Origin of the sequence: Cryobacterium sp. Sr3 (assembly GCF_004402835.1) — a bacterium.
In the GTDB taxonomy this organism is placed as follows: Bacteria; Actinomycetota; Actinomycetes; order Actinomycetales; family Microbacteriaceae; genus Cryobacterium; species Cryobacterium sandaracinum.
Map to the genome: position 1 here is coordinate 1 of NZ_SOFA01000019.1, position 25,904 is coordinate 25,904.

The following is a 25,904-nucleotide window of genomic DNA, read 5'->3' on the forward strand; positions in this document are numbered from 1 at the left end:
TTGAAGAGCGAGACCGGGTGGCGGGTGTTGCACCTCGGTGACGGCACGCTTGAGTGGACGTCGCCGACCGGGCGCACGTTCGTGAGTGAGCCGGCCACGGTCATCCGCTCGGCGTCGCCTGTGCCGAGACCCGCACCGGAACCGCGCACGCCTGCGGCTGAGTCCGAGCCCGAGCCCGATCCCGAGCTCGACCCGGCGCGGTACTGACGGGCGGCTCGCCCGGCCGCAGATCCAGAACTCAGTCCCGCTCCCAGAGGCTCAGTCGGTGCTTTGAGGGGCTAGCGTTGGGTCATGACTGCGATCACTGACGATCTGCCCGCCCGCCTCCTTCACGAAGAGCACGAAGGGTGGCAGGCGATTCTCGCCGGCCGCGGCGGAGACTATTACCGGCGAACGATGACCGCGGACGGACTGCTGATCCTGCCGGGCAGGATCGTCACCCGCAACGAAGCGATCGCCTTCTTCAAGGAGATGCCCGCCATCACGAGCTACGAGCTCCGCGAGCCGGCCGTGGTGCGCCAGAACGAACACGCCGGGGTGCTCGTCTACCGGCTCCTGGCCCACCGCGGCGACGAGGTGATCGAGGCGAACGCGGCCACGACCTACGTATTCGCCGACGGCGGCTGGTGCGTCGCGACGCACCAGCAGACCGCCCTGTAACGACCGGAGAGGGGCAGCTTTTCCGCTCCGCTGCGGACCGTCCGGCAGGGTTGTGAACGCCGGAACCCGGGGATACCGTGGTTAATAAACTGCCACAGAAAGGACTCCGCAATGGCTGATTTCGGTAATGAGGGGCTCGCGGACTTATACCGTCGATCCGGTTCGGTGTCGAGTGCCTACGTTGACGTGACCCAGGATGCGCAGAACCCCCGGCGAACCTCTTCCCTGCGCCAGCGCACCCTGCGGGAAGCGCTGACCGATGCCGGTGCCCCGGAGATCGACATCAGCACCATCATCGAGCTGATTGAGGAGCCGCCGGGCGTGGGCGGTTCGATAGGCAGGCTGATGTTCGTGCGGCAGGGCGTGGTCGAATTCAACGAGGTGCTCTCGGGGGAGCCGCTCGGCGAGTTGCTGGTCTCCTACGGGCCGGTGCCCGCTCTGATCCCCCTGCTGATCCACCGCCCACGGGACCTCAGGTACGTGGTGGCCGAGGCCGGGCGCGACGGCGGCGAGGTCACCCTCTACCGGCTCAGCCGCTCGCACCCGGTTTCCAAGGTGAAGGTGGAGGGCGACACGGAGTTTCTCACGAAGGTGGGTTCCGAAGACGACTTCCTTGCGAACGGGCGCTATCAGCACCGCACCGAGGAGGTGTGGAAGCGCAACGAGGGCCAGATCGCTGCCGCGATCGACGAGGTCGTGCGGGACAGTAAGGCCGAGCTGCTCGTGCTCACCGGCGACGTGCGTGCCCGCCAGTTGCTCGTCGACCAGCTCTCTCCCGCCAGCCGCGAGGTGCTGCACGTCGTTGCCACGAACACCCGCCCGGATGGTGCCACGCAGGAGGAACTCGAAGGTGACCTCAATCGCCACCTCGCGGCGATTCTCGCGCAGGAGGAGCACGACGCCCTCGAGCGGCTGGGGACGGGACAGGGCAGCGGCCTCTCCGAGCTCGACTTCGCGGCCGTGGTGCGGGCCCTGCAGCAGGGCCAGGTCGATGTGCTGATGCTGGCCCCGGACCGGATGGCGGGGACGACTCTGATCGCCCTCGACCGCGAGCCGTGGCTGGCAGCCACCTCGGCCGATGCCCTCGGCGCAAGTGAGCTCGGCTCGGTGCCGGCCGCCGACGCGCTGATCCGGGCGGCGATGCTGACGGATGCGCGGGTGATGGTGGTGTCTCCCGGGGAGCTTCCGGCGGAGACGAGCGCCGCCGCTCTGCTGCGCTGGTCGACCCTCCCGGCCCCGGCCGAAGCTCCCACCCCCGCGGAGGCCGAGCTCGCGAAGCTTCCCAGCCGCGGCGACGCGGTGACATTCCCGCGTCGTCGCGCAGCATCCGGTACTCCGGAGTCTTAGCCGCGGCCAGAACGGCGTTCAACGTGGCGAAGGCCACGTCACCGTCCGGGCGGCACCCGGGGCGCGCCGGCCTGAGCCGTGGCACGCGGCACGTCGATCCCTTGTTCTATACTGACTAGTCAGTACAAACGAGAGGATCGACGTGCAGTCGACAGTGAGGGCGCACGACCTGGCCCTGCGATTCAAGCGGGGCTCGGTTTACGGGCCCCTGAGCTTTGAGGCCGGTACCGGCCTCACCGTGCTCTGCGGCCCCACCGGCAGCGGCCGCACCAGCCTGATGCTGACCCTGGCCGGTCGCATGAAGCCGAGCGAGGGAACCCTCGAGGTGCTTGGCCACGAGCTGCCCCGCCGGGCCCGCCGGGTGCAGAAGCGCACCGGCATCTCCGGCTTCCACGACATCGACACCCTCGAGGAATCGGTCACCGTCGGCGCCGCAATCCGTGAGCGCACGGCCTGGATCTCCCCCTGGTGGGCGTTCATCCGCTCGGTCGACGACACCGAGGTGCGCCGCGTCTGCGCCCCCGTGTTCGGCGGCGTGCCGATTCCGGCTGCCGACACCGTGATCTGGGACCTCAATGAGGTGCAGACCGTGCTGCTGAGGGCCGCGCTCGCGGTCATGAACGAGCCGAGCATCCTCTTCTTCGACCAGGTCGAGCAGGTGCACGCACCGGAGTCCCGGCGCATCCTCTGGCAGCGCCTCGCCTGTGTCGCCGCCGCCGGAACCAGCGTGATCGCGTCCGCGACCGCGCCCGAAACCGAGATGTGGGCCGAGCTCGGCATCGACCCGGCCGTTGTCGTGATGACCAAGGCCGGGATGACCTCGGCCCTCCCATTGAATCAGGAGACCCGCTGAATGTTCGCCTTCCTCTCCTCCGGCACCGAACTGCACCGCTTCGGCAAGGGCAAGATGCCCAAGATCGCCCTCGTCGTGCTTATGTTCATCCCGCTCATTTACGGGGCGCTCTACCTCTGGGCCTTCTGGGCGCCCGACCACGAACTCGACCACCTCCCCGTGGCGCTCGTCAACGGAGACGCCGGCGCCAGCCGGGACGGCGAACCGGTCACCGCCGGCCAGGACCTGGTTGACGAGCTGGTCGACGGCCACGAGCTCGGCTGGACCGTGACGAACGGGGCGGATGCCGCCGCGGGCGTCAGGGACGGCGACTACTACTTCTCGGTCACCATCCCGAGCGACTTCTCGGCCAGCGCCGTCTCCGCCGGCACCGACACCCCGCTTTCGGCCACCGTGCAGGTCGACTACAACGACAGCAACAGTTTTCTCGCCACGACCATGGGCAAGCAGGCCATGGTTCAACTGCGGGACGCGGTCGCCACCGAGATCGGCGACCAGACCGTCAATGCGCTCCTGGTGGGGGTGAACGAGGCCGGTGACGGCATCCGTTCGGCAGCGGGTGGCGCCGGCCGGCTGTTCGACGGGCTCACCACAGCGTCGGCCGGGACCGGCTCCCTCCTGGTCGGCCTCGATGCCCTTGCCGAGGGAGCGCTCACCCTCGACGACGGCGTTGCGCGCCTCACCGACGGCGCCGGCACCCTGGCGACCGGACTGGACACGCTGTCCGACGGCGCCCGGGCGCTCGCCGGCTCCTCGGTGACCCTCTCCGACGGCACCGTGCAGGTGTCCGAGGGGATGCAGGCCGCCGCCACGGGTGCCGCGACCCTCTCCGAGAAATCGGTGCAGCTCGCCGACGGCGCCGACCAGATCGCCGCGGGAACCGGCACGCTGGCCGGCGGCACCGCCTCGGTGTCGACCGGACTGCACGACCTGCTCCTGCAGATACAGGCGGCACCGGAAGGCACCCCCGCGTCGGCGTTCCTGCCGGCCGTGGAGCACCTCGACGCCGGCGCCGGCGCCGTGAACGCGGGTGCCCAAGGCGCGCTCACCCAGACCCAGACCTATGCCGGGCTCAGCGACCAGTTCTCCACCGGAGCCGGGGAACTCTCCGGCAAGCTGATCGCCGGGGCTTCCGGCGCCGCCCAGGTGGCCACCGGTGCCGGGCAACTCTCGGCCGGCGCGGCCTCCCTGGCCGAGGGGGCCGCCACCGCGGCCTCCGGGGCGGACTCCGTACTCGCCGGCAGCGAGCTGCTGGGCGAGGGCACGGGGTCACTGTCCGACGGCACCCGGCAGCTCGTCGACGGCGGCGTGAGCCTGAACACCGGCGCCGCCGAACTCGCCGCCGGCAGCGGCACCCTCGCCGACTCCCTCACCACGGGCGGGCAAAGTGCGCCCGACCTCACCGCGGACCAGATTGCAAAGAAGACGGCCGTAATCGCCAGCCCGGTCACGCTCGTGCAGAAGTGGGAGAACGCCTCCGACAGTTTCGGCGAGGGGTTCGCACCCTTCTTCCTGGCCCTGGCCACCTTCGTCGGCGGGCTGATCACCTGGCTGATCCTGCGGGCTCTGCCAACCCGGGCCCTCGCCAGCGCCGCCTCCGGGCTGCGCTCGACCATGACCGGCTTCCTGCCGGCGATGGCCATCGGGCTCGCCCAGGTCGTGATCATGGTGCTCGTGCTGGTCTACGGCATCGGCCTGCAGCCCGAACACTGGTTCGGGATGAGCGCGTTCCTCTACCTGACGACGCTCGCCTTCCTGGCTCTGCAGCAGATGTTCATCATCCTGCTCGGCACCGCGGCCGGCCGTGTGGTCAGCCTCGTGCTGCTCATGCTGCAGCTGAGTTCGTCGGGCGGCACCTATCCGGTGGAGACCACGCCCGTGTTCTTCCAGGTGCTGCATCCGTTCATGCCGGCGTCGTACGTCGTGACCGGGCTGCGCGAACTGATCACCGGAGGCATCGACTCTAGACTGTGGGTTTCGGTTGCCGTCCTCGCCGTGATGCTGGTCGGCTCGATCGCGATCAGCGCCTGGAGCGCCGGCCGCCAGAGGATCTGGACCGTGGGCCGGCTGCACCCCGAACTGACCATCTAGCGCGGCCCCGGCACCGAACCGAACCTGCCGGCACCGAACCTGCCGGCACCGAACCTGCCCGTGGAAAGGAACTCCAATGGCACGCGCCACCGGAACGAAACGCGCCATCCTCGACGCCACGCTGGAGCTGGCCGCGACCAGGGGCATCAGCGGCACCACGATGGATGAGGTCGCCGAGCGGGCCGGGGTGGCCAAGGGCAGCCTGTATTACAACTTCAGCTCCAAAGACAAACTGTTTGAGAAACTGCTGCAGGAGGGGGTCGGCGCGCTCGCCGAAACCCTCCGCGCCGCGTCGGCCGGCCTGCACGGCAGCGCGGCCCTCGAGGCGCTGGTGCGCGCGCTGCTCGACCGGATCGCGGCGAACACAGCACTGTCCAAGCTGATGGCGGCGGAGATCTTCCGCACCGACCGCACCTGGCAAAAGACGCTCTTTGCGCTACGGCACGAGGCCCTCGCCGTGTTCGCCGACGCGATCGCGGAGGCGAAGCCGGGCAGCCGTGCCGACGCGACCTGCGGTCTGATGGCGTCGAGCGTGTTCGGTGCCGTGCTGATGGCGGGCCTGGAATGGCTCGTTTTCGAACCGGACCGGCCGCGGGACGAGGTCGCCGCGGCCATCCTCGGTTCCCTCTCCGGTGGCCTGTTCGGCGAGGAGCGGTCCGGGCCTTGTTAGGATCGAGTGTGACCGGCGACAATTTGATTGAGCAGCCCGAGACCCTTCTTCCCGCGGAACCGGAGGTGATCGAGGCGCTCCGCCGAGCCGATAGCGGCAGTATTTCCGGCGTGGTGGAGGCCCATCCGACGTCCTCCCTGGCGTGGGCCGTGCTGGCCGACGCCACGTACCTCGAGGGTCGAACCCTGGAGTCCTATGCCTATGCGCGCGTGGGCTACCACCGCGGCCTCGACGCGCTCCGCAAGGCAGGCTGGCACGGCCAGGGCCCGGTGCGCTGGACCCACGAACCCAATCGCGGATTCCTGCGGGCGCTCTATGCGCTGCGCCGGGCCGCGGGCGAGATCAATGAACAGAACGAGTTCGACCGTCTCACCACCTTCCTGAATGGCGCCGATCCCACGGTGATCAGCCGCCTTGATCAGGAGACCAGCACACCGGACGGCTACCGGGCCACCGACCCGGCCCCGCCCACCGAGGCGTTCTTTATCCGAGGAGAAAACTAAATGCCAGCGATCGTTCTGATCGGAGCCCAGTGGGGCGACGAGGGCAAGGGCAAGGCCACCGACCTCCTCGGCAGCCGGGTTGACTACGTGGTCAAATTCAACGGGGGAAACAACGCCGGCCACACCGTGGTCATCGGCACCGAGAAGTACGCGCTGCACCTGCTGCCGTCAGGCATCCTCACCGCCGGTGTCACGCCGATCATCGCCAACGGCGTGGTCGTCGACATTGAGGTGCTCTTCGAAGAACTTGACGCGCTGATCTCCCGCGGCGTGGACGTGTCCGGACTCAAGGTGAGCGCCAACGCTCACATCATCACCCAGTACCACCGCACGGTCGACAAGGTCACCGAGCGTTTCCTCGGCAAGCGCCAGATCGGTACCACCGGCCGTGGCATCGGCCCGACCTACGCCGACAAGATCAACCGCGTCGGCATCCGCGTGCAGGACCTGTTCGACGAGAACATCCTGCGCCAGAAGGTCGAGGGTGCCCTGGCCCAGAAGAACCACCTGCTGGTCAAGGTCTACAACCGTCGCGCGATCACGGTCGACGAAATTGTCCAGGACCTGCTCAGCTACGCCGAGCGTCTGCGCCCGATGGTCGCCGACACCGCCCTGCTGCTGCACGAGGCCCTCACCGCCGGAAAGACCGTGCTCTTCGAGGGCGGCCAGGCCACGATGCTGGATGTCGACCACGGCACCTACCCGTTTGTCACCTCCTCGAACGCGACCTCCGGCGGCGCCGTGACCGGCTCGGGCATCGGCCCGAACCGGATCGACCGGATCATCGCCGTCGTCAAGGCGTACACGACCCGCGTCGGCGCCGGCCCGTTCCCGACCGAACTGTTCGACGAGTCGGGCGAGTTCCTGCGCGCCAACGGTTTCGAGTTCGGCACCACCACGGGGCGCCCGCGCCGCTGCGGCTGGTACGACGCGCCCGTCGCCCGCTATACGGCCCGCATCAACGGGGTGACCGACTTCGTGCTGACCAAGCTCGACGTGCTGACCGGCCTGGACACGATTCCCGTCTGCGTCGCGTACAGCGTCGACGGCGTGCGCTTCGACGAGGTGCCCGTGTCGCAGTCCGACTTCCATCACGCAAAGCCCATCTTCGAGGACTTCCCCGGCTGGACCGATGACATCACCGGCGCCCGCACCTTCGAGGACTTGCCGCGGAACGCGCAGGCCTACGTGCTCGCGATCGAGAAGATGAGCGGCGCCCGCATCTCGGCGATCGGCGTCGGTCCTGGCCGCGAGGAGATCATCTCGCGCCACGATCTCGTCGACTGAGGCAAGCGCGGCTGTGGGCCGCGGGCCACGGGCTGTCAACGGCGGGCTGCGGGCGGTGCTGAAGGCCTCCGCTCGGTGCCCTGACGAATTCGACGGAGATTTTGCTGCTGGAGGGCGAAAACCGGCCCGCGGCATCCGGTTTCGCCAAAATCTCCGTCGAATTCGTTCGCGCCGACCTGACCGCTGCCGTTCATTCGGTGGCAACCTGGCGCTGCCACAGTGTCGGCATGACTGCCGAACGACCTCAGAGCATCGCCATCGTGGGCCACTATGTGCGGCTCGAACCTCTCACCCGTGCGCTGCTGTCCGAGCTGCACGGCGCGATCGCGCATCCAATGGTTTTCGACGGCGGTTTTGGCGGTGGCCCGGGCGGGCTCCGCACGGACCCGGCCGAGTTCACCGACTGGGCGGATGCCTACGTTCACTGGGCGGGACTGCCCTATGCGGTGCGCTTGGCCGGCGGCCCGCACGCCGGTGACCTCGTGGGCATGTCCACGCTGGGCGACCTGCACCTGCAACACGAGTCGGCCCACGTGGGCTGGACCGCTTACGATCCGCGGGTCTGGGGCACCGCCGTCAACGCGGAGACGAAGCTACTACTGCTCGGGCTGGCCTTCGACCATGGGTTCGGGCGGGTGAAGATCCAGGCGGATGTGATGAACGTGCGGTCCTGCGCGGCTATCGCGGGCATCGGGGCCACGTATGAGGGGATTATCCGCCGGGAGCGGCGGCGGGCCGACGGCAGCTGGCGGGACACCGTGATCTACTCGATCCTCGACAGCGAGTGGCCTCGGGTGCGGGCCGGGCTGCGGGCGCGGCTCGACGGGTACGGCGCGCCTTCGGTTCAGTACCGGGTGCGGCCGCTCGAGACGAGAGAAGTGGCCTGACGGCGGCACCGCCGGATGCCCGTTTGCGTGCTCCGGCGCGCTTCGGCGCGTTCCGGCGCGTTCCGGCGCGTTCCGGCGCGTTCCGGCGTGCTCCGGCGTGTGCAGCGGGCCGCGGTCGAGCGCGTCCGTGCGGAGTGTCGGCGGGGCGCGGTACAGTCGGCAGGTGAGAGACGTTCCCGCCGCCGGACGAACCCGGGTCACCCTGCAGTTCCTGGGCATGGGTGTGGTCTGGGGATCCAGTTTCCTGTTCATGAAAGTGGCCCTCGAGGGGGTCACGTTCGGCCAAGTGGCGTGGTCGCGGCTGGTGCTCGGCGGTTTCACGCTCGGCCTGATCGTGCTGACCAGCCGTCCGCGTGTGGCCAATGGGCCGGTGCTGCCGCGCGAGAAGATGGTCTGGCTGCATTTCCTGGTGATCGCGATCACCGGATGCGTCGTGCCGCACCTTCTGTTCGCGTGGGCGGAGCAGTACGTGTCGTCGAGTCTGGCCAGCATCTACAACGCCGTGACGCCGATCATGACCGCGGTGATGGCGACGCTCGCGTTCCGGGTGGAGCGGCTCGCGCGCGGGCAGGTGGCAGGCATCCTCGTGGGCATCGCCGGCGTGGTCGTGATCATCGCGCCGTGGCGCTACGCGGCCCTGACCGGCGACCTCTGGGGCCAGCTGGCCTGCCTGGGCGCGGCGGTCTGCTACGGCTTCACGTTCGGCTACACCCGCCGGTTCCTGAGCGGCCGGCCGATCGCCCCCGCGACTTTCGCGTTCTTGAACATCGGCATCGCCGGGGCGATCATGCTTGTGGCCACCCCGGTGGTGGCGGCGCATCCGGTGGCACTGACCGTGCCGATCGTGGCCGGACTGCTCACTCTCGGCGCGCTCGGCACTGGCGTGGCCTACATCTGGCACATCAACGTGCTGCGCGCCTGGGGACCGACGAACGCGTCGACGGTGACGTATGTCACACCCGTCGTCGGGGTGCTGCTGGGGGTGCTCGTGCTCTCGGAGACCTTCTCGTGGCACGAGCCGGCCGGGGCGGCGCTGGTGCTGCTCGGCATCCTGCTGACCCAGCGGCGGCTGCGCTTGCCTGGGCGGGCGGGGTCGGCGCGGCGGTCGGCGCGGCCGGTGAGGGCGGCCCGGTCGGCGGAGTCGTCTGGGTCGTCCGAGTCGTCTGGGTCGTCCGGGTCGTCCGGGTCGGCGGAGTCGCCCGCGCCGCTGCAGTGGTCACGGAGTTAATGGCGACCGGTATGGCGCCGGAATCGACACTTCCGGTCGAGATCGACTCGCGCGCCGGGCGAAGTCGACCGGAACTGTCGACCTCGGCGGAGCGGGCGTGGAATGCGTTGGAGCGGGTGACCGCTTCCGGGTGGTAGCCCGCGGCCTCCATCGAAGACGGCGGGCAGTGCCGGTCGTGCGGTCACCGCGCGCGAAACGGTATCGTCGAACCATGGCTGCACACGAGGAATTGCCCGCCGGCGCGGGGCAGGAAGCGATCGACGAACTGGGCAGCATCCGTCAGAGTATCGACAACATCGACGCCGCGCTGATCCACTTGCTGGCGGAAAGGTTCAAGTTCACCCAGCAGGTCGGACGGCTCAAGGCCGCGCACGGCCTGCCCCCCGCCGACCCCGAGCGGGAGCTGCTGCAGATCCAGCGACTGCGCGGACTGGCCGAGGAGGCTCGGCTCGACCCGGCCTTCGCCGAGAAGTTCCTGAACTTCATCATCGCCGAGGTCATCCACCACCACGAGAAGATCGCCGGCACCGAGTCGGCGAACGGGTCCGCGCCGCGAGCTGCGGGGGCACGAACGGATGTCGCACGGCCGGTCGTGGGCACCAGCCCCGATTCTTCCGCCACCACGTCGCCGGCCACCTCATGACTTCTCAGACCTCCGCGCTCCCCGGGGCGTCGCGCGCCCTTCCGGCCCAGTTCGGGAAGACCTTCGTCGTCACCGGCGCCAACGCCGGCCTCGGCTACTTCACCACCGAGCAACTCGCCGCCGCGGGCGCCCACGTCGTGCTGGCCTGCCGCAATCTCGCGAAGACGGAAGCCGCGGTCGCGGCCATCCACGCCCGGGTGCCCGGGGCATCCGTGTCGGCGATACCGCTGGACCTGAGCGACCTCACCCAGGTACACCGTGCCGCGGACGCGCTGCTGGAGCTGCCGCGGATCGATGGGCTGATCCTGAACGCGGGCATCGTGCACCCGCCGCGCACGCGCGAGCTGAGCCCCGACGGGCACGAACTGGTCTTCGCGACCAACTACCTCGGCCATTTCGCGCTCACCGCGCGGGTGCTGCCGGCTCTGCGGCGCACGCCCGGCAGCCGGGTCGTCGCGCTCGGGTCGATGATTTCGCGGCTGCTGGACTCGCCGCTGCTCGACCTGCAGTTGGAGTCCGGCTACAACCGGTGGAAGGCCTACGCGCAGTCGAAGATCGCCATGCAGGTGTTCGGCTTCGAGCTCGATCGACGGCTGCGGGCGGCCGGAGCCGGCGGCACTGACGGGGTGCAAAGCCTCGTGGCACACCCCGGTTACTCGATTTCGGGTCTGACGCCGGGCATCCGCGGGGTCAATCAGCCGTCGCGTGCGAGCCGATTCGCCGACACCCTGCAGTCCTTCGGTGCTCAGGGTAAGGACGCCGGGGCCTGGCCCACGGTGAGTGCGGCCGTCGACCCGGACGCCCGTGGCGGCGACTACTACGGCCCTCGCTACCTCACGCGCGGCCTGCCGACGCTGCAGGAGCCCACGCGCACCTCGCTCGACCCCGCGGTCGCAGAGTCGCTCTGGTCACGCTCGGAGCTCCACCTCGGCGCCCCCTTCTCGATCTAGCGGGCGCCCCGCTGCACGGCCCCGCGTGCGCTCAAAATGCCGCCATACGACGGGGAATGGCGGCGTTTCTAGCGCACGCGACCCCTGGAGAGGGTGTGGGGCTGGAGGTGGGATTTAGGGGATCCAACCGCGATCGAGAAGGGCGGTGCGAATTCGGGCGATGACCGCATGGGGAGAGTGGGATTTGTTGACACGGATGACCCGCCACCCTTCTTCCATGGGCTCGTCCAGCCGGTCGATGTCGCGGTGAAACTGTCGTTCGTCTTCGCGGTGCTGGCCGCCGTCATACTCGATCAGGACTTTGTAGCGCAGGTAGGCGAGATCACCCAAGGCCATGAAGGCGCCGTATCGATTGACGAGGGTCAGGTTCACTTCCGGCTCCGGCAGGCCTGCCCGCACGATGAGAAGTCGCAGCACTGTTTCCTTTGCAGAATCGGTGCGCGGACGGACCAGGGCGAGGGCCTCGCGGAGACGACAGGCACCGGGCAAGCCCGCGTGCCGCGCAACGGCCAGGTGAAGTTCCGCCATCGTGGCCGCAGGCCGCTGGCGGCGCACGAGGGAGTCGCCAATGATGATCAACTCATCGAGGGTGAGGACCGTCGACAGCTGGACCCACGCGTCGACCGCTGAAGCGACGGCGAGGTGTCCCACCGAAACGACGCGCACCCGGTCCAGCGGAATCAGATGTCCGCGCACGCCCTTGCCCCGGCGGCGCCGGGTCCGAATGCCTGTGCCTACATCCACGATTGACCGCTCGAGGAGTCGCTTGGGGAGAGGCAGCCCGTGGAGAAGCGCGGCCGTCGCGTGGCTGAAGAACTGATCTGACGGCATCCGCACCGCGTAGTCATAGGCCCGGGTGCGCGCTGCTGCACGGATCCGTGCCCACCTGTCCGCGTCGCTGATGGGGGCCGGTGACGGGCCGCGCCCCACAGGCGCCCGCACGCCGTGGAAGGGCCGCGCGAGGTCGCTGCGCCGCAGTCGCCCGGAATTGACTCCCCGCTGTCGAGCGTCGGCGACGGAAAACGGCCCATCACCGAGCTCGGCCGGCAGCTCAGAAGGCGGTCTCATCGCACGATGATGCCACCCGCTGCGATTCGCACGGTGCTCTATCCACAGGCGCCGACCGCAGGCGCTCGCGCGTGCGCGGAAAGTGCCACTTTGATCCCGGCGATGGCGGCCGATTGGTCGCACGCAGGGGCGAAACGGGGTCGGTCGGTCGGAGGGGCGCGGGAGAACGGGCGGAGGAGGAACCCCTACTGCGCGAAACGGGAGGGGAGGGTGCTGCGGTGACGCGTCTGCAAGTCGGCGAGCGACACCGTGAAGTGGTCCTGGATCTCCAGGCTCGCCGAGGTCGAGTCCGTCACGCCGATGCGCAGCACCGGGTAGCCTCGCCCCTCGCAGAGGCCGAGGAACTTCACGTCGTCTTCCCGAGGAACCGATACGATCACGCGCCCGGCCGACTCCGAGAACAGGGCGACGGATGCGTCGATCCCGTCGCGCTCGCAGATGTCGCCGAGCCACACGCGGGCTCCGACCCCGAACCGAAGCACCGCTTCGGCCAGCGTCTGCGCCAGCCCGCCCGAGCTGAGATCGTGGGCGCTGTCGATGAGCGCCTCGATCGACGCCGCGTGCAGCAGCCCCGCCAGGGCGGCTTCGCCGGCCAGGTCGACGACGGGCGGCAGCCCGCCCAGGTGGTCGTGGATGACTTCGGCCCAGGCCGAGCCGTCCAGTTCCTCGCGGGTCACGCCGAGCAGGTAGATGTTGTGGCCGTCGTCCTGCCAGCCGCTGGGCACGCGGCGGGCGACGTCGTCGATCACGCCGAGCACGGCGACCACAGGGGTCGGGTGGATCGGCTGGTCGCCGGTCTGGTTGTAGAACGACACGTTGCCACCGGTGACCGGGATCTCGAGCGCCAGGCATCCGTCGGCTAGACCGTCGACGGTCTGGGCGAACTGCCACATCACCTCGGGGTTCTCCGGCGAACCGAAGTTGAGGCAGTCGCTGATGCCGACCGGCACCGCGCCGGTCACGGCCACGTTGCGGTAGGCCTCGGCCAGAGCGAGCTGCGCGCCGCGGTACGGGTCAAGCTGGCAATAACGGCCGTTCGCATCGGTGGCGATGACGAAGCCGAGGCCCGACTCCTCGTCGATCCGGATCATGCCCGCGTCGTCGGGGAACGAGAGGGCCGTGTTGCCCATCACGTAGCGGTCGTACTGGTCGGTGATCCAGCTCGGGTCGGCCAGGTTCGGCGAGCCGAGCAAGGCCAGGAACTGCTCGCGCAGCACCTCGGGTGAGGTCGGGCGGGGCAGCGCGGAGGCGCTGTCGGCCTGCAGCGCGTCGAGCCAGGTGGGGTAGGCGACCGGGCGGTCGTAGACCGGCCCGTCGACCGCGACGGTGCGCGGGTCCACGTTGACGATCTCCTCGCCGTGCCAGTCGATGATGAGCCGGCCGGAGTCGGTGACCTCGCCGAGCACGCTGGTCTCGACATCCCATTTGGCGGTGATGGCGAGGAAACCGGCGAGCTTCTCCGGGGTGACGACGGCCATCATGCGTTCCTGGCTCTCGCTCATCAGGATCTCTTCGGCCGTCAGGGTGGGGTCGCGCAGCAGCACCTTGTCGAGCTCGATGAACATGCCGCCGTCGCCGTTGGAGGCGAGCTCGCTGGTGGCGCAGGAGATGCCTGCGGCGCCCAGGTCCTGGATGCCCTCGACGAGCTTCTCGCGGTAGAGCTCGAGGCAGCACTCGATCAGCACCTTCTCGGCGAACGGGTCGCCGACCTGCACGGCGGGGCGTTTGGTGGGGCCGCCTTCGGAGAAGGTGTCCGAGGCGAGAATGGATGCCCCGCCGATGCCGTCGCCGCCGGTGCGGGCTCCGAAGAGCACCACCTGGTTGCCGGTGCCGGTGGCGTTGGCGAGGTGCAGGTCCTCGTGGCGCAACACTCCCACGGAGAGCGCGTTGACGAGCGGGTTGCCCTGGTAGACCTTGTCGAACCAGGTCTCGCCGCCGATGTTGGGCAGGCCGAGGCAGTTGCCGTAGAAGGAGATGCCGGACACGACGCCGTGCACGACGCGGGCGGTGTCGGGGTCGTCGAGACGTCCGAAACGGAGGGCGTCCATCACGGCGACGGGGCGGGCGCCCATCGAGATGATGTCGCGCACGATGCCGCCGACGCCGGTCGCGGCACCCTGGAACGGCTCGATGTAGGAGGGGTGGTTGTGCGACTCGATCTTGAACGTGACCGCCCAGCCCTCGCCGACATCCAGCACACCGGCATTCTCGCCCATGCCGACCATGAGGTTCTTCTTCATGGCGGGGGAGACCTTCTCGCCGAACGAGCGCAGGTATTTCTTCGAACTCTTGTAGGAGCAGTGCTCGCTCCACATCACCGAGTACATCGCGAGCTCGCCGCTCGTGGGGCGGCGGCCGAGGATCTGTCGGATCTCGGCGTACTCGCCCGGGATCAGCCCCAGCGCGTCGAACGGCTGCTCTTTCTCGGGCGTCGCAATCGCGTTTGCAACGGTGTCGGCAATGCCGCGGGAGGGTGTGGTGGTAACAGCGGTCACGAGTGGCGTTCTCCCAGAGATAACGGATGCTTGACCTGGCGAGTCTACCCGCCGCGCCGCTCCAGCGCCGGTTCCGAGGCCGCCCGGCTATAGCCTGGCAGCGGCCTGGCCGCCCGCTAGCTGCGCCCGCCGGGAGGACCCAGCGACAGCATCACCGTCATGATCGCCACCGCGGCCACGGCGAAACTGCTGATCAGGATCACCGGACGGTTCAGCATCCAGCGCAGCAGCGTGCCCACCCAGGTGTGGTCGCGCGGGTCGTCGGTGGCGACGCGGCGCCAGTCGCCGTCGAGCCGGCCGCTGCGGTCGAGACGAATGTCGAACGGCACCGTTGCGTAGGGCACGATCGCCGTGGCGACTGCGAGCACCATCAGGCGGACCGGCCAGCGCTGGTTCAGGCCCACCAGCGCGGCGGTCAGGGCGTAACTGATGAAGACGAACCCGTGCAGGGAGCCGGCGATCCGCACCGGGGTGCCGCCGGCATCCGCCACGTATTTCAGCAGCATGCCACCGATCAGGAGGGTCCAGGTCACCGCCTCAGCGATGGCGATGGTGCGGTAGAAGAGGCGGGGAGACACGGGGGAACACTCCAGGGGGTGGGGAACGGGACGAAAGAAGGGGGAGCTTCGATCTTCGCAGGGTTGCGGGGGAGCCGCGCATCGGCCGAACGGATGACACGGCGGATCAGTGGGGCAGAGGGCTACCCAGCCGACTGTGCGAGTCTGAAGGGATGACGTACCTTCCCGCGGACACCCGCTACGACTCCATGCCCTACCGCCGCACCGGGCGCAGCGGCCTCAAACTACCCGCGATCTCGCTGGGCCTCTGGCAGAATTTCGGCGGCACCGCACCGATGGAGACGCAGCGCGCCATCCTGCGCCGCGCCTTCGACCTGGGCGTCACCCACTTCGACCTGGCCAACAACTACGGCCCGCCCAAGGGCAGCTCCGAGAGCAACTTCGGCGTGCACCTCGCGCTGGATTTCGCCCCGCACCGCGACGAGCTGGTCATCTCGACCAAGGCCGGCTACGGCATGTGGTCGGGCCCGTACGGCTCGTGGGGTTCCCGCAAGTACCTGCTCTCGAGCCTCGACCAGTCCCTCGGCCGCATGGGCCTGGACTACGTCGACATCTTCTACTCCCATCGGGCCGACCCGGACACCCCGCTCGAGGAGACGATGGGCGCGCTGCACACGGCCGTCACGAGCGGTCGGGCGCTGTACGCCGGCATCTCCTCGTACTCGCCCGAGCGCACCCGGCAGGCCGCCGCGATCCTGGCCGAGATGGGCACGCCGCTGCTGATCCACCAGCCCTCGTACTCGATGTTCAACCGCTGGGTCGAAGACGGACTGCTCGACACCCTGGACGATCTCGGCGTCGGCTGCATCGCCTTCTCCCCGCTGGCGCAGGGGCTGCTCACCGACCGCTACCTGAACGGGGTGCCCGAGGGGTCTCGAGCCTCGCAGGCCGGCTCGATGAGCCGCGACATGGTGAACGACCAGACGGTGGGGCGCATCCGTGCCCTGACCGAGATCGCGGATGCCCGCGGTCAGTCGCTCGCCCAGCTCGCCCTGTCGTGGGTGCTGCGACGCGAAACCGTCACCACGGCGCTCGTCGGCGCCTCCTCGGTGAAGCAGTTGGAGACGAACATCGCCGCGATCGACAACCTCGCGTTCACCGACGCCGAGATCACGGCGATCGACGAGCACGCCGTCGACATGGGCATCAACCTGTGGGAGCCGTCCAGCGCCGTCTAGCCCGGGCGGCATCGACGGATGATTCGGGCGGGCCGCTGCGGCGCCCGCGCCGTGATCGCCGGGCAACTTTCCTGGACAGGTTATTAAAAGCAGAGTTATCCTTTTAATAAATCACACGATGAGATCGAGGAGACTGCTAGTGGCAAGAATGAGTGTGGAAGTGGAACTCGAGAAGGGCCAGGTGACGAAGTACCGGCGTCACGAGAACGGGCGTGGACTGGTGTCGCCCGGTGCCCAGGTGAACCCGAGCGCCTACGTGTCGAGCGCAACGTATGTGGAAAGTGACGCCCAGGTCGGGCCTGAATCGTGGATCGGGCAGGGGAGCTGGATCGACCACGGGGCGATCATCGGCGCGCGGGTCTTCGTCGGCGCGAACGTGCATGTCGGGGCCGATGCGATTGTCGGAAACGAGGCGCGCCTGGCCAGCAACACGGACATCGGCCGTGGGGCTTTCATCGCCGACGGTGCGGTCATCGACCACGAAATTGCGGTCCCGGAGTTCACCGACGTCAGTGCACGGCCGACCGCCCGAGCACGCACTGTTCCACCGGGGGGCCTGTCGGCGGCATCCGGTCCCGACCGTGCCGGATGGCGGCGAACCTGGGGTGCTCGACGCACGCCGTCACCTCGCCTGCCGGTCCCCCCGGTGTTGGTCACGGTGTCCTAAGCCTCAATCCACCGGTGAGGCTGGGGAGTTGACGGCGCGTTAAACAGAGAATGCCTTCCAGATCAGGAAAAATAGAACTCACTCAGGGTTCATTTCGACTGACACGAAAGGCATCTCGTAGATGCAATTTTTCCATAGGTCCACGGCCTTGTCAGCGTCCCTCGATGACACCAATCTCGTGTCGGCCGCCGGACTCGTCCCTGCGATGATGTTGGCCGCCTCCACGGGCCTGGGCGAGCTTGCCAGCCGGTGATTGACGTTGCCGGGGTACCTCGGGGCGAACGCAGGGTTGAAAGTCACCGCGTTGGTCGCGGGGATGCTCGCCGGCGCGGACTCGATCGATGACATGGCTCTGCTCCGCCACGGCGGGATGAAGAAACTCTTCGCCGATGCCAGACATCAGGCGCTTGCGCGGCGATCGAAGGGGCCATTCGCCCGGCTCGCGCGGCCGCCTGAAACCACTCACCCTTGGAGTCAACTGAACTCGAGGCAGTCCCTCGTGAGTCTTGTGAGTCTGGTGCGATTTGTGAGTCGTGTGAGCTTGGGCCGCACCCGACATTCCTGCCAAATGTGGGCACGCGTGAACCTCTCCGCCCGTAAAGGCACCGGAGTCTGCCCGCCACACGCCCGACACGCGGCACACTCGTCCGGTGCGCTGCGATCCGCCGCAGACGGGAAACCAATCTAAGGCGAAGTATCAAGTGCTTTATAAATGTTAGTGTATAAAATAATAGACGTTAGGGAGGAGAGTCAATGGTTGAGAAGCGATTAACCCCCATCCCCGTCCGGCGTGCTCTCCGTGAACTTGGCACAGACGTTCATACGTGGCGGAAACTTCTCGGGTTGACTGCTGCGCAGGTCGCCGATCGCGCGGGCATGAGCCGGGCAACCCTCCACAAGCTGGAATCGGGGCTGGGAGGCGTCAGCCTCGAGACCGCGCTGCGTGTCTTCCGGGCACTTGGAATCATGGACACGGTCGTTGAGAGCGCCGACCCTTATCGCAGCGACATCGGCCGGCTTCGCTCCGAGGAACTTCTCCCGCAGCGTGTGCGTCAGAGCCGGCCGAAGAAACAGGCCGATGTCTGACGCGGAAGTCTGGGTGCAAATAGACGGTGTCGACGTCCGCGCGGGCACGGTCTACGCGCATCGTCGACGCAACTCCGAGAGCGCCACTTTCACCTACGACATCGATTATCTGGCCAGACCAGACGCGTACTCGCTCGATCCGGGACTACCCCTCTCATCCGGGTCTTTCAACACTGCGGACGGGCGTCGCCTTTTCGGGGCGTTCACGGACTGCGCTCCCGACCGCTGGGGACGCAAACTCATCGAAAGATCCGAACATCATCGTGCCGCACAAGGCGGTGGAGCTGCACGCAGTTTCGGCGAACTTGATTACACGCTCGGTGTTCGCGACGACCTTCGTCAGGGCGCCTTCCGGTTCCGTCGTCCGGGGACCACTGATTGGCTGGGGCCGGCGGCTGCAAGCGTGCCGCACCTGGTCGGCCTGCCGAGACTTCTCCACGCTGTTGAATCTGTTGAGAGCGACCATCCCGATGACGAATCGTTGCGGCTACTCCTGCGTGCGGGAAGCTCTATCGGTGGTGCCCGGCCCAAAGCTGCCGTTGTCAACGGCCGGGGTGCATTGCTCATTGCGAAGTTCCCCCGTGTTGCCTCCGACGAATGGGACGTCATGGCGTGGGAGCAGCTTGCTCTGACGCTGGCCAGCCGGGCAGGCATTCGAACGCCGCGCACTGAATTGATGAGTGTCGCAGGCCGGAACGTGCTGCTGCTCAACAGGTTCGACAGAGTCGGGGATCGTCGCATCGGATATGTGAGCGCTATGACGATGCTCGAAGCAGTTGACGGCGAGCACCGCAGCTACTTGGAAATCGCCGAGGTCATTGAGCAGTCATCCTCATCTGCGACGCGTGACCTTCGCGAGCTGTGGCGCCGGATCGCGTTCTCAATCCTGATCTCTAACACCGACGACCATCTCAGAAACCACGGGTTCCTCCGGTCGGACACCACACGCAGCTGGGATTTGTCTCCCGCGTTCGACCTCAACCCCAACCCGGCAGCGGGACCCAAGGAGTTGTCCACATCCATCGACTACGACACCTTTTTCGCGGACACCGCCGCCCTCCTAGACGTGGCTCGGTACTTCCGTGTGAAAGACGCCGTCGCACTGCTATTAGAAGTCAAGGCCGCTGTTTCCGGGTGGGTCGTGGAAGCCCGCCGACTCAACATCCCGGAAAGCGAAATTGACCTCATGGCTGGCGCGTTCGTTGCCGGATGAGCCCAGAAGGCTGGACGGACCGAGTGTTCAAGTACCCGACGCCGGTAGCGGGGGTTTCGCGATCTGATTCATCTGCTCACGCTGGCGCTGAAGAGCCGGAGCGAGCACGGTATCCGCGATTTCCGAGACCAGGCGTGGAACTAATCGGATAAGCCGTTCGAGGGGCATTGTTGCGCGGAGGCTAACCGCGCGCAACAGAGACTCGGTCGATGGAGCTCTCCCTCGCTCCGTATCGGCCAGGGGTTCTGCGAGGATTGAATCCCATTAGATGCTGACCGGATTCGCCCGGCCGACCATTGGCGTCGTGCAGATCGTCGGGAACAACGTTATTGGTGGATGGCACAGCCCGCGCCCGCAGTAGTTTCTGCCCGACGTGCCCGACTTCTAGGGCTGAATGTCGGCCAAGGAATTTATTGCGGGGACTCGGGCGACTCGTCGCGATCGACCGGCGCATCCTGGGCGGTCTCGTCGGAACGTTACCCGGCAGCGGACCCGACGCGACTTTCCCAAATTGCCTCAGTAAAACCTTCGTGCAGGGCCTTGGCCAGTGGCAGGAGAGTTCGGCAGCGCGCCACCGATCGCGGTGAGCACGACGTCGTTGACCGTGGCTTTCTGGGCGTGACCGGCGTTGCGGATCCCGTCCAGCGCCACCGTGACCGTAGCGAGGCTTCGTCGCGGGCCGGTCGGCCGGTTAAGCGACGTTGGCCTCAGGCGCGTCCACCGCACCGACCGCAATTCCCGGGCCGCGTCCTGGAGGCGGCGCAGCAGAGCGGGGAGAGCTCGCAGTGAACCTAGCCGGCGGGTCCAGGCGTCGATGGCGAGCTGGCGAATGGATGCTTGCGGCCGCGGGAAATCGGATTCATGCGTCTTCGGGCCCACGGCCCTGGGCGTCCCGGTAGCGTCCGACTGGTCTACGAGCCCGCCCAGCACGACCAGGCCGGCCACTCCGTCGGCGAGCACGTGGTGAAAGACGACGATCAACGCGGCTTGGTGCCGCGCTACTCCGGTGACAAGTGTGGCTGCCCAGAGCGCACGGGTGCGCGGCAGCGGAGCGACGAGCAGCACTGCGGCTAGATCGAGTACCGCCTGCTCGCCCCGGGGGCCGGGCAGCCGGGGCGAACAATCTGCTTTCCCGCAGGCACGCCTGGTGGCCCTGGCTGAGTGCGGAACGCATGCCATTCTGGACGCGGTGATTGGCCCGTGCGCGACGTTGGAAATTGAACTCTCCCGAGAGCTCGCAGGGCGCTTCGAACCGGGCATGTTGGTCCTCGCCGACCGCGGCTTCTCCGGCTTCCGGTTGTGGGCTCAAGCGGCAGCGACGGGCGCTGACCTGCTCTGGTGGGTCAAGACGAACCTCCGCCCTCGGCATCAGGAGACCCTCGCTGACGGGTCCTGGCTGGCGACGATCATCCAGACCTCGGGCCGGGGCGGCAATCGACACCACCATTGACCGTGCGGGTCGTGGACTACACGATCGACGACGGACGCGACAACCCTGACGCCGACCGGCTGCTGACCACGATCCTTGATCCGGCCGAGGCCTCCGAGATAGAACTCGCGACCGTGTACTACCCCTCCACGAGCCAAAATCACCACTCAAACGCTTAACTGAACGGTATTGAGGCTAAACGGAGGAGGAACCGGCGAGGGAGAGAATTCAATTTTGAGTCGTCCTCAGTCGTGGCTGGCAGGCTCTGTTTCGGGGCCCGCCGAGTGCCGGGCAAGCACGTAGAGCAGGTCGGAGAGCCGGTTGAGGTAGTGCCGCGCGTCGTCGCTGACCGGATGCCCGACCACACCGGCCCGCACCGTGTGCCGCTCGGCCCGCCGCACCACCGTTCTGGCCAGATCGATGGCGGCCTCGGTGGGCGTCGACCCGGGGATGAGGAAAACCGGCCGCAGCGGCCGGGCGGTCACCAGCCCGTCGATGATTCCCTCCAGCTCCGTGACCATGTCCGGAACGACCAGCGATATGCGCGGGACGAGGCGGTCGCGGTGAGCTGGGTTCACGACCAGATCAGCTGCGACGACGAACAAATCGCGCTGCACGCGGAACAGGATCGCGGCATGCTCGGGCTCGGCGCATCCCGCTCGCGCCAGACCGAGGGCAGACACCGCTTCGTCGATGTCGCCGACCGCGTCCATGAGTTCATCACCCTTGGAGACCCTGCCGCCATGAAGCATCCCGGTGCTGCCGGCGTCGCCGGTTCTGGTGTAGATTCTTGCCATTTCGTGGCCTCCCGTTGATCGCCGGACTAGGTTGACGAAGCTGGGCCGGTACCGGACAAATCCATCGTTTCATGCATTCGCGTGCCGGTGCGGCTGTCTGCCGTCGGTGCGCGGGTGCCCGGCCACCGTCGGGATGCTGCACACCGCACGGAACACCACCCCTCTATCGACGTGGTTGCGCCGCGGGGCTCAGATTTTCCCCTTCAGCAGCGCAACGTTTTTTGGTGGGGATCTGATGCGGGCCGTCGTCCTGGCCGACGGCGCGGCACTGATCGGCCGGCCTGTGCGTGCAGCCCTGCTCCGCACCGCCAGGCGGGCTTTTTTCTGCAGCACTGCCCGTCGAGGACACGCCCGAGCCGAAGCAGAAAAACACAATCACTACATGTAGTGGTTCACTGAGGAGTCGACACCCACTGGTAGTAATTCGGCATTCGGGTGTCGTGAGTGGGGAGCGAACGTGAGTAGCAGGAATCAGAACGCCGAAGCCGGGTCTGACGGAAGCGATCAGGGTGCGCATAGTGCCGGACTGGCCATCGAGCGCCACTTCAGCACGCCCGGGGTCCACCCGTACGACGAGGTGGTCTGGGAGCTTCGCGATGTCGTGCAGACGAACTGGAAGAATGGCGAAACCGTCTTCGAGCAGAAGGGTGTCGAGTTCCCGGACACCTGGTCGGCGAACGCCTCCACCATTGTGAGCACCAAGTACTTTCGCGGGGCCATCGGGTCGCCCGAGCGGGAGTCCAGCCTCAAGCAGCTGATCGACCGGGTGGTCACGCGGTATGTGGTTGCCGGGTCGGCGAACGGTTACTTCGCCGGGGACGGCGACGCGGAGGTCTTCGGTGCGGAACTGACCTGGCTGCTCCTGCATCAGGTCTTCTCGTTCAACTCCCCGGTGTGGTTCAACGTCGGGACGCCATCGCCGCAGCAGGTCAGCGCCTGCTTCATCCTCTCGGTCGAGGACACAATGGAGTCCATTCTCGGCTGGTACCGCGATGAGGGGATGATCTTCAAGGGCGGTTCTGGGGCGGGGGTGAACCTGTCCCAACTGCGTTCCTCCAAGGAACTGCTCTCCTCCGGCGGAACGGCCAGTGGGCCCGTCTCGTTCATGCGCGGCGCCGATGCCAGCGCGGGCACGATCAAGTCCGGCGGGGCGACCCGGCGTGCTGCCAAAATGGTGGTGCTCGACGTGGACCACCCGGACATCGTGGAATTCATCGAGGCCAAGTCGAGGGAGGAAGGCAAAATCCGTGCTCTGCGGGATGCCGGCTACGACATGGACCTGGGCGGTGCGGACATGGCGAGCGTGCAGTACCAGAACGCCAACAACACCGTTCGGGTCAGTGACGAGTTCATGCGAGCCGTGGAAAACGGCACCAGCTTCTCCCTCACCTCCCGGCAGGACGGAAGCGAGATCGAGTCAGTGCACGGACCGGGCCTGTTCCGTCAACTCGCCCAAGCGGCGTGGGACTGCGCCGACCCGGGAATCCAGTACGACGACACCATCAACGACTGGCATACCAATCCCGAATCGGGTCGGATCACGGCGTCGAATCCCTGCTCGGAGTACATGTCGCTCGACAACTCGTCCTGCAACCTGGCCTCGCTCAATCTGCTCAAGTTTCTGCGCGCCGACGCCGTCCCGGGGGAGGACGTGTTCGACACGGATGCCTTCGTTCGGGCGGTCGAGCTGATCACCACGGCGATGGACATCTCGATCTGCTTCGCCGACTTCCCGACGCCGGCCGTCGGTGAGACGACCCGCGCGTTCCGCCAGCTGGGCATCGGCTACGCCAACCTCGGTGCTCTCCTGATGGCCGCCGGTCACGCCTACGATTCCGAGTCGGGCAGGGCCGTGGCCGCCGGGATCACCTCCCTGATGACCGGAACCGCCTACCGGCGTTCGGCCGAACTGGCCGGGGTGGTTGGCCCGTACGAGGGCTTCGCGCGCAATGCGGAGGCCCACACGAGAGTCATGCGCAAGCACGAGGCAGCCGACATCGCCCTGCAGACCTCGGGTGGCATGAGCGGCGAGATCCATGATCGCGCGTCGGCGGCCTGGCAGCAGGCCCTGATGTTGGGGGAGGTGTCCGGCTGGCGAAACGCGCAAGCCAGTGTTCTCGCTCCGACCGGCACGATCGGCTTCATGATGGACTGTGACACCACGGGAATCGAACCGGATTTCTCACTGGTGAAGTTCAAGAAGCTGGTGGGTGGCGGCTCCATGCAGATCGTCAACCAGACCGTGCCCCGAGCGCTGCGCGGCCTGGGGTACCCGCGGGAGGCCGCCGAGGCGATCGTCGAACACATCGCCCTGCACGGACAGGTCATCGGTGCCCCCGGGCTCGAACCGGAACACTACGCGATCTTCGACTGCGCCATGGGGAAGAGGGCCATCGCGCCGATGGGCCACGTGCGCATGATGGCCGCGGTTCAGCCGTTCCTCTCCGGAGCCGTCTCCAAAACCGTCAACCTCCCGCAGAGCGCAACGGTCGACGAAGTGGAGGAGGTCTACTTCCAGGGCTGGAAGCTCGGGCTCAAGGCGGTGGCCATTTACCGCGACAACTGCAAGGTCGGTCAGCCCCTATCGAACGGCAAGGCCGCCCCGGCGTCCGTGCCGGTCGTGCAGCCCGCGTCGCCGATCCGGCGGCGACTCCCGAAGTCCCGCACGTCGATCACCACGTCCTTCGCCGTCGCCGGCGCCGAGGGGCATCTCACGGCGGGGTTGTACCCCAACGACGAACTCGGCGAGATCTTCCTCCGGCTGGGCAAACAGGGTTCTACTCTGTCCGGGGTCATGGACGCATTCTCCATCGCGGTCTCGATCGGCCTACAGTACGGGGTGCCGCTGCCGACCTACGTCGAGAAGTTCACCAATCTGCGCTTCGAACCGGCGGGGATGACCGATGACCCGGACATCCGGATGGCGCAGTCGATGATGGACTACATTTTCCGCCGCCTGGCCCTGGACCACCTGCCGTTCGCCACGCGCTCGTCGATGGGGATCTTCACGACCGCCGAGCGCGTTTCCCAGCTCAATGCGGGTGGCTCTGAAGCAACGGAAACGGCGCCACCGAGCCAGGTGCTGCCTCCGGCCCAGCCGCCTGCAGGGGCGACTCGAGCGGTGCATTCCTCGGCGGAACTACTCGAGGCTCAGCAGGGTCTCAGCTTGGATTCGCCGCTGTGCATGTCGTGCGGCACCGCCATGCGTCCGGCCGGTTCGTGCTACGTCTGCGAAAGCTGTGGCAGCACGAGCGGCTGCAGCTGAGGCCCATCGCTGCCTGACGGCGGTGGGCTGTCGGCGCCGATCTTCGACATCGTGCTCAAGGGCCTCACCATTCGCGGTTCGATCGGGGGCACCCGCCGTGACCTTGTCGAAGCCCTGATTTCCACAACCGTGGAGTGTTCCACCCGGCTGTCGCCACTGGCCGCCTCGAGGAGCTGACCGACGTCCTCGATGAGATGCGCCAGGGCAGGATCGACGACCGGGTCGTCATCACGGACTCGGCGCACCCGCTGCCGATGCGGCGCCGGACAGGGGGCTCGCCGTCGTCAACTGGATGACGGCCAGCGCGGACCGAGCGTGGACCGCGGCCTCGGCGGCGGTCACCGGTTCGAGCAGCCCGAGCAGCCGCCGCCGGTAGTCTTCGCCCAGCAGCAGTGCGTAGAGCTGCTCGGCATGGGCAGCGGCCGCCTGGCCGTGCTCGGCCCGAATGTGGTCTGCGAGGCGCGCGATGTGGCGCATGTCGCCGTTGTCGTGCAGCCGTCGGGCGAGTTCGGGAAAACGCAGCGACTCGGCGATCACGAGGCGGTGTAGTCCGATCATCTGGGCCGAGTGCAACCCGTACACGATACGCGCGGCGAGTGATTCCAGCGTCTCCGTGCGGAGAGGCTCGCCACTGACGTTCGCGGCCAGGCGTCGCTGCATCTCGGTGAAGACGCCATCCTTGTCACCGAAGTAGGTGTAGATCGTGCGCTTGGTGACGCGGGCCGCGGCGGCAATCCGGTCCACCGTCGCCTTGCCGAAGCCATATTCAAGGAAGACCGGCAACGCGGCGTCGAGGATCTGGCCTCGACGCTCGACGCGCCCCGCCTCCGTGGGTCGGCCGCGCTTGCGAACCGGGCTCGCTGGGGTCGCTGAGTCCATGTCCGGCCCTTCGGATCTTCAAAAAAACGTTAAACGCAAACGTACTCTCGGATGTAGAATGAAACTAATTCGTATCATTAAAATTCGATGCGACTCTTCGATCTCCGACCTCACGAAGGCCGAGCAGGGA

At 67.4% G+C, this 25,904-nt stretch carries 23 protein-coding genes and 4 pseudogenes; 21 read left to right on the forward strand and 6 right to left on the reverse strand.

The window, feature by feature from the left end; all coding sequences use genetic code 11:
• From E3N94_RS16930 to E3N94_RS04545, 12 genes and pseudogenes are all read left to right on the forward strand, one after another.
• Positions 1 to 207: pseudogene (locus E3N94_RS16930) on the forward strand (hypothetical protein); the annotation flags it as partial.
• Positions 208 to 291: 84 nt separating this feature from the next.
• Complete coding sequence (locus E3N94_RS04495) at positions 292 to 660, forward strand: DUF4440 domain-containing protein (RefSeq protein WP_134569887.1); 369 nt, start codon at positions 292 to 294, stop codon at positions 658 to 660.
• A gap of 111 nt (positions 661 to 771) precedes the next feature.
• Positions 772 to 2,007 carry a hypothetical protein gene (locus tag E3N94_RS04500; RefSeq protein ID WP_104099426.1) on the forward strand — a complete coding sequence of 412 codons (1,236 nt, stop codon included), beginning with the start codon at positions 772 to 774 and terminating at the stop codon, positions 2,005 to 2,007.
• Between the two features lie 142 nt (positions 2,008 to 2,149).
• Positions 2,150 to 2,860, forward strand: coding sequence for an ATP-binding cassette domain-containing protein (locus E3N94_RS04505; protein ID WP_134416535.1), 711 nt, complete (start codon positions 2,150 to 2,152; stop codon positions 2,858 to 2,860).
• Complete coding sequence (locus E3N94_RS04510; RefSeq protein WP_104099428.1) at positions 2,861 to 4,951, forward strand: YhgE/Pip domain-containing protein; 2,091 nt, start codon at positions 2,861 to 2,863, stop codon at positions 4,949 to 4,951. It abuts the gene before it with no gap.
• A 76-nt stretch (positions 4,952 to 5,027) separates the two neighbouring features.
• Positions 5,028 to 5,621: a TetR/AcrR family transcriptional regulator gene (locus E3N94_RS04515; protein ID WP_104099429.1), complete on the forward strand. Its 594-nt coding sequence runs from the start codon at positions 5,028 to 5,030 to the stop codon at positions 5,619 to 5,621.
• An 8-nt stretch (positions 5,622 to 5,629) separates the two neighbouring features.
• On the forward strand, positions 5,630 to 6,124 hold the full coding sequence (locus E3N94_RS04520) for a DUF3151 domain-containing protein (protein ID WP_233191138.1): 495 nt from the start codon (positions 5,630 to 5,632) through the stop codon (positions 6,122 to 6,124).
• The gene (locus E3N94_RS04525; protein ID WP_104099431.1) at positions 6,125 to 7,411 is read left to right on the forward strand and encodes an adenylosuccinate synthase; all 1,287 of its coding nucleotides are present in this window, start codon (positions 6,125 to 6,127) and stop codon (positions 7,409 to 7,411) included.
• Positions 7,412 to 7,638: 227 nt separating this feature from the next.
• Positions 7,639 to 8,298, forward strand: a complete 660-nt coding sequence (locus E3N94_RS04530) for a GNAT family protein (protein WP_233191139.1) — start codon at positions 7,639 to 7,641, stop codon at positions 8,296 to 8,298.
• 163 nt (positions 8,299 to 8,461) lie between these two features.
• Positions 8,462 to 9,526 (forward strand): DMT family transporter, encoded by a 1,065-nt coding sequence (locus tag E3N94_RS04535; RefSeq protein WP_347232591.1) that lies wholly within the window; start codon positions 8,462 to 8,464, stop codon positions 9,524 to 9,526.
• Between the two features lie 211 nt (positions 9,527 to 9,737).
• A pseudogene (locus tag E3N94_RS04540) lies at positions 9,738 to 10,058 on the forward strand (chorismate mutase); the annotation flags it as partial.
• Between the two features lie 107 nt (positions 10,059 to 10,165).
• Positions 10,166 to 11,119 carry an SDR family NAD(P)-dependent oxidoreductase gene (locus E3N94_RS04545; RefSeq protein WP_104099433.1) on the forward strand — a complete coding sequence of 318 codons (954 nt, stop codon included), beginning with the start codon at positions 10,166 to 10,168 and terminating at the stop codon, positions 11,117 to 11,119.
• 114 nt (positions 11,120 to 11,233) lie between these two features.
• Here the strand turns inward: E3N94_RS04545 and E3N94_RS04550 are convergent, their stop codons facing one another.
• The 3 genes from E3N94_RS04550 to E3N94_RS04560 form a co-directional block, all read right to left on the reverse strand.
• Complete coding sequence (locus E3N94_RS04550) at positions 11,234 to 12,187, reverse strand: hypothetical protein (protein WP_134569888.1); 954 nt, start codon at positions 12,185 to 12,187, stop codon at positions 11,234 to 11,236.
• 185 nt (positions 12,188 to 12,372) lie between these two features.
• Positions 12,373 to 14,682 carry a phosphoribosylformylglycinamidine synthase subunit PurL gene (purL, locus tag E3N94_RS04555; protein WP_134569889.1) on the reverse strand — a complete coding sequence of 770 codons (2,310 nt, stop codon included), beginning with the start codon at positions 14,680 to 14,682 and terminating at the stop codon, positions 12,373 to 12,375.
• Positions 14,683 to 14,798: 116 nt separating this feature from the next.
• On the reverse strand, positions 14,799 to 15,260 hold the full coding sequence (locus tag E3N94_RS04560; RefSeq protein ID WP_134569890.1) for a DUF3817 domain-containing protein: 462 nt from the start codon (positions 15,258 to 15,260) through the stop codon (positions 14,799 to 14,801).
• A gap of 152 nt (positions 15,261 to 15,412) precedes the next feature.
• On the opposite strand from E3N94_RS04560, the gene mgrA reads away from it, so the two are divergent.
• From mgrA to E3N94_RS04585, 5 genes and pseudogenes are all read left to right on the forward strand, one after another.
• Entirely contained in the window at positions 15,413 to 16,438 is a 1,026-nt protein-coding gene (gene mgrA, locus E3N94_RS04565; protein ID WP_134569891.1) for an L-glyceraldehyde 3-phosphate reductase, read from the forward strand.
• A gap of 148 nt (positions 16,439 to 16,586) precedes the next feature.
• A complete protein-coding gene (locus E3N94_RS04570) occupies positions 16,587 to 17,105 on the forward strand; it encodes a hypothetical protein (RefSeq protein WP_166805262.1) in 519 nt (172 codons plus the stop codon).
• Positions 17,106 to 17,226: 121 nt separating this feature from the next.
• Positions 17,227 to 17,490: pseudogene (locus tag E3N94_RS04575) on the forward strand (IS1380 family transposase); the annotation flags it as partial.
• Between the two features lie 368 nt (positions 17,491 to 17,858).
• Complete coding sequence (locus tag E3N94_RS04580; protein ID WP_134569892.1) at positions 17,859 to 18,191, forward strand: helix-turn-helix transcriptional regulator; 333 nt, start codon at positions 17,859 to 17,861, stop codon at positions 18,189 to 18,191.
• Positions 18,184 to 19,404, forward strand: coding sequence for a type II toxin-antitoxin system HipA family toxin (locus tag E3N94_RS04585; RefSeq protein WP_134569893.1), 1,221 nt, complete (start codon positions 18,184 to 18,186; stop codon positions 19,402 to 19,404). The genes E3N94_RS04580 and E3N94_RS04585 overlap by 8 nt, the downstream gene beginning before the upstream one ends.
• A gap of 516 nt (positions 19,405 to 19,920) precedes the next feature.
• Here E3N94_RS04585 and E3N94_RS04590 read toward each other — a convergent pair.
• On the reverse strand, positions 19,921 to 20,664 hold the full coding sequence (locus E3N94_RS04590; RefSeq protein WP_134569894.1) for a wax ester/triacylglycerol synthase domain-containing protein: 744 nt from the start codon (positions 20,662 to 20,664) through the stop codon (positions 19,921 to 19,923).
• Between E3N94_RS04590 and E3N94_RS16445 the strand changes: the two genes are divergently transcribed.
• A complete protein-coding gene (locus tag E3N94_RS16445) occupies positions 20,552 to 20,854 on the forward strand; it encodes a hypothetical protein (RefSeq protein ID WP_166790062.1) in 303 nt (100 codons plus the stop codon). The two genes, E3N94_RS04590 and E3N94_RS16445, sit on opposite strands and share 113 nt — an antisense overlap.
• On the forward strand, positions 20,851 to 21,012 hold the full coding sequence (locus tag E3N94_RS16450) for a hypothetical protein (protein WP_166790064.1): 162 nt from the start codon (positions 20,851 to 20,853) through the stop codon (positions 21,010 to 21,012). The genes E3N94_RS16445 and E3N94_RS16450 overlap by 4 nt, the downstream gene beginning before the upstream one ends.
• Positions 21,013 to 21,078: 66 nt before the next feature.
• Here E3N94_RS16450 and E3N94_RS04600 read toward each other — a convergent pair whose 3' ends face one another.
• A complete protein-coding gene (locus tag E3N94_RS04600; RefSeq protein ID WP_104099443.1) occupies positions 21,079 to 21,630 on the reverse strand; it encodes a cob(I)yrinic acid a,c-diamide adenosyltransferase in 552 nt (183 codons plus the stop codon).
• Positions 21,631 to 22,087: 457 nt separating this feature from the next.
• Between E3N94_RS04600 and E3N94_RS04605 the strand changes: the two genes are divergently transcribed.
• Together E3N94_RS04605 and E3N94_RS17100 are read left to right on the forward strand one after the other, a co-directional pair.
• Positions 22,088 to 24,895, forward strand: a complete 2,808-nt coding sequence (locus E3N94_RS04605; RefSeq protein ID WP_134569896.1) for a vitamin B12-dependent ribonucleotide reductase — start codon at positions 22,088 to 22,090, stop codon at positions 24,893 to 24,895.
• Positions 24,896 to 24,928: 33 nt separating this feature from the next.
• A pseudogene (locus E3N94_RS17100) lies at positions 24,929 to 25,191 on the forward strand (hypothetical protein); the annotation flags it as partial.
• Here the strand turns inward: E3N94_RS17100 and E3N94_RS04615 are convergent.
• Complete coding sequence (locus E3N94_RS04615; protein WP_134341991.1) at positions 25,124 to 25,774, reverse strand: TetR/AcrR family transcriptional regulator; 651 nt, start codon at positions 25,772 to 25,774, stop codon at positions 25,124 to 25,126. The pseudogene E3N94_RS17100 and the gene E3N94_RS04615 sit on opposite strands and share 68 nt — an antisense overlap.
• Positions 25,775 to 25,904 lie beyond the last annotated feature (130 nt).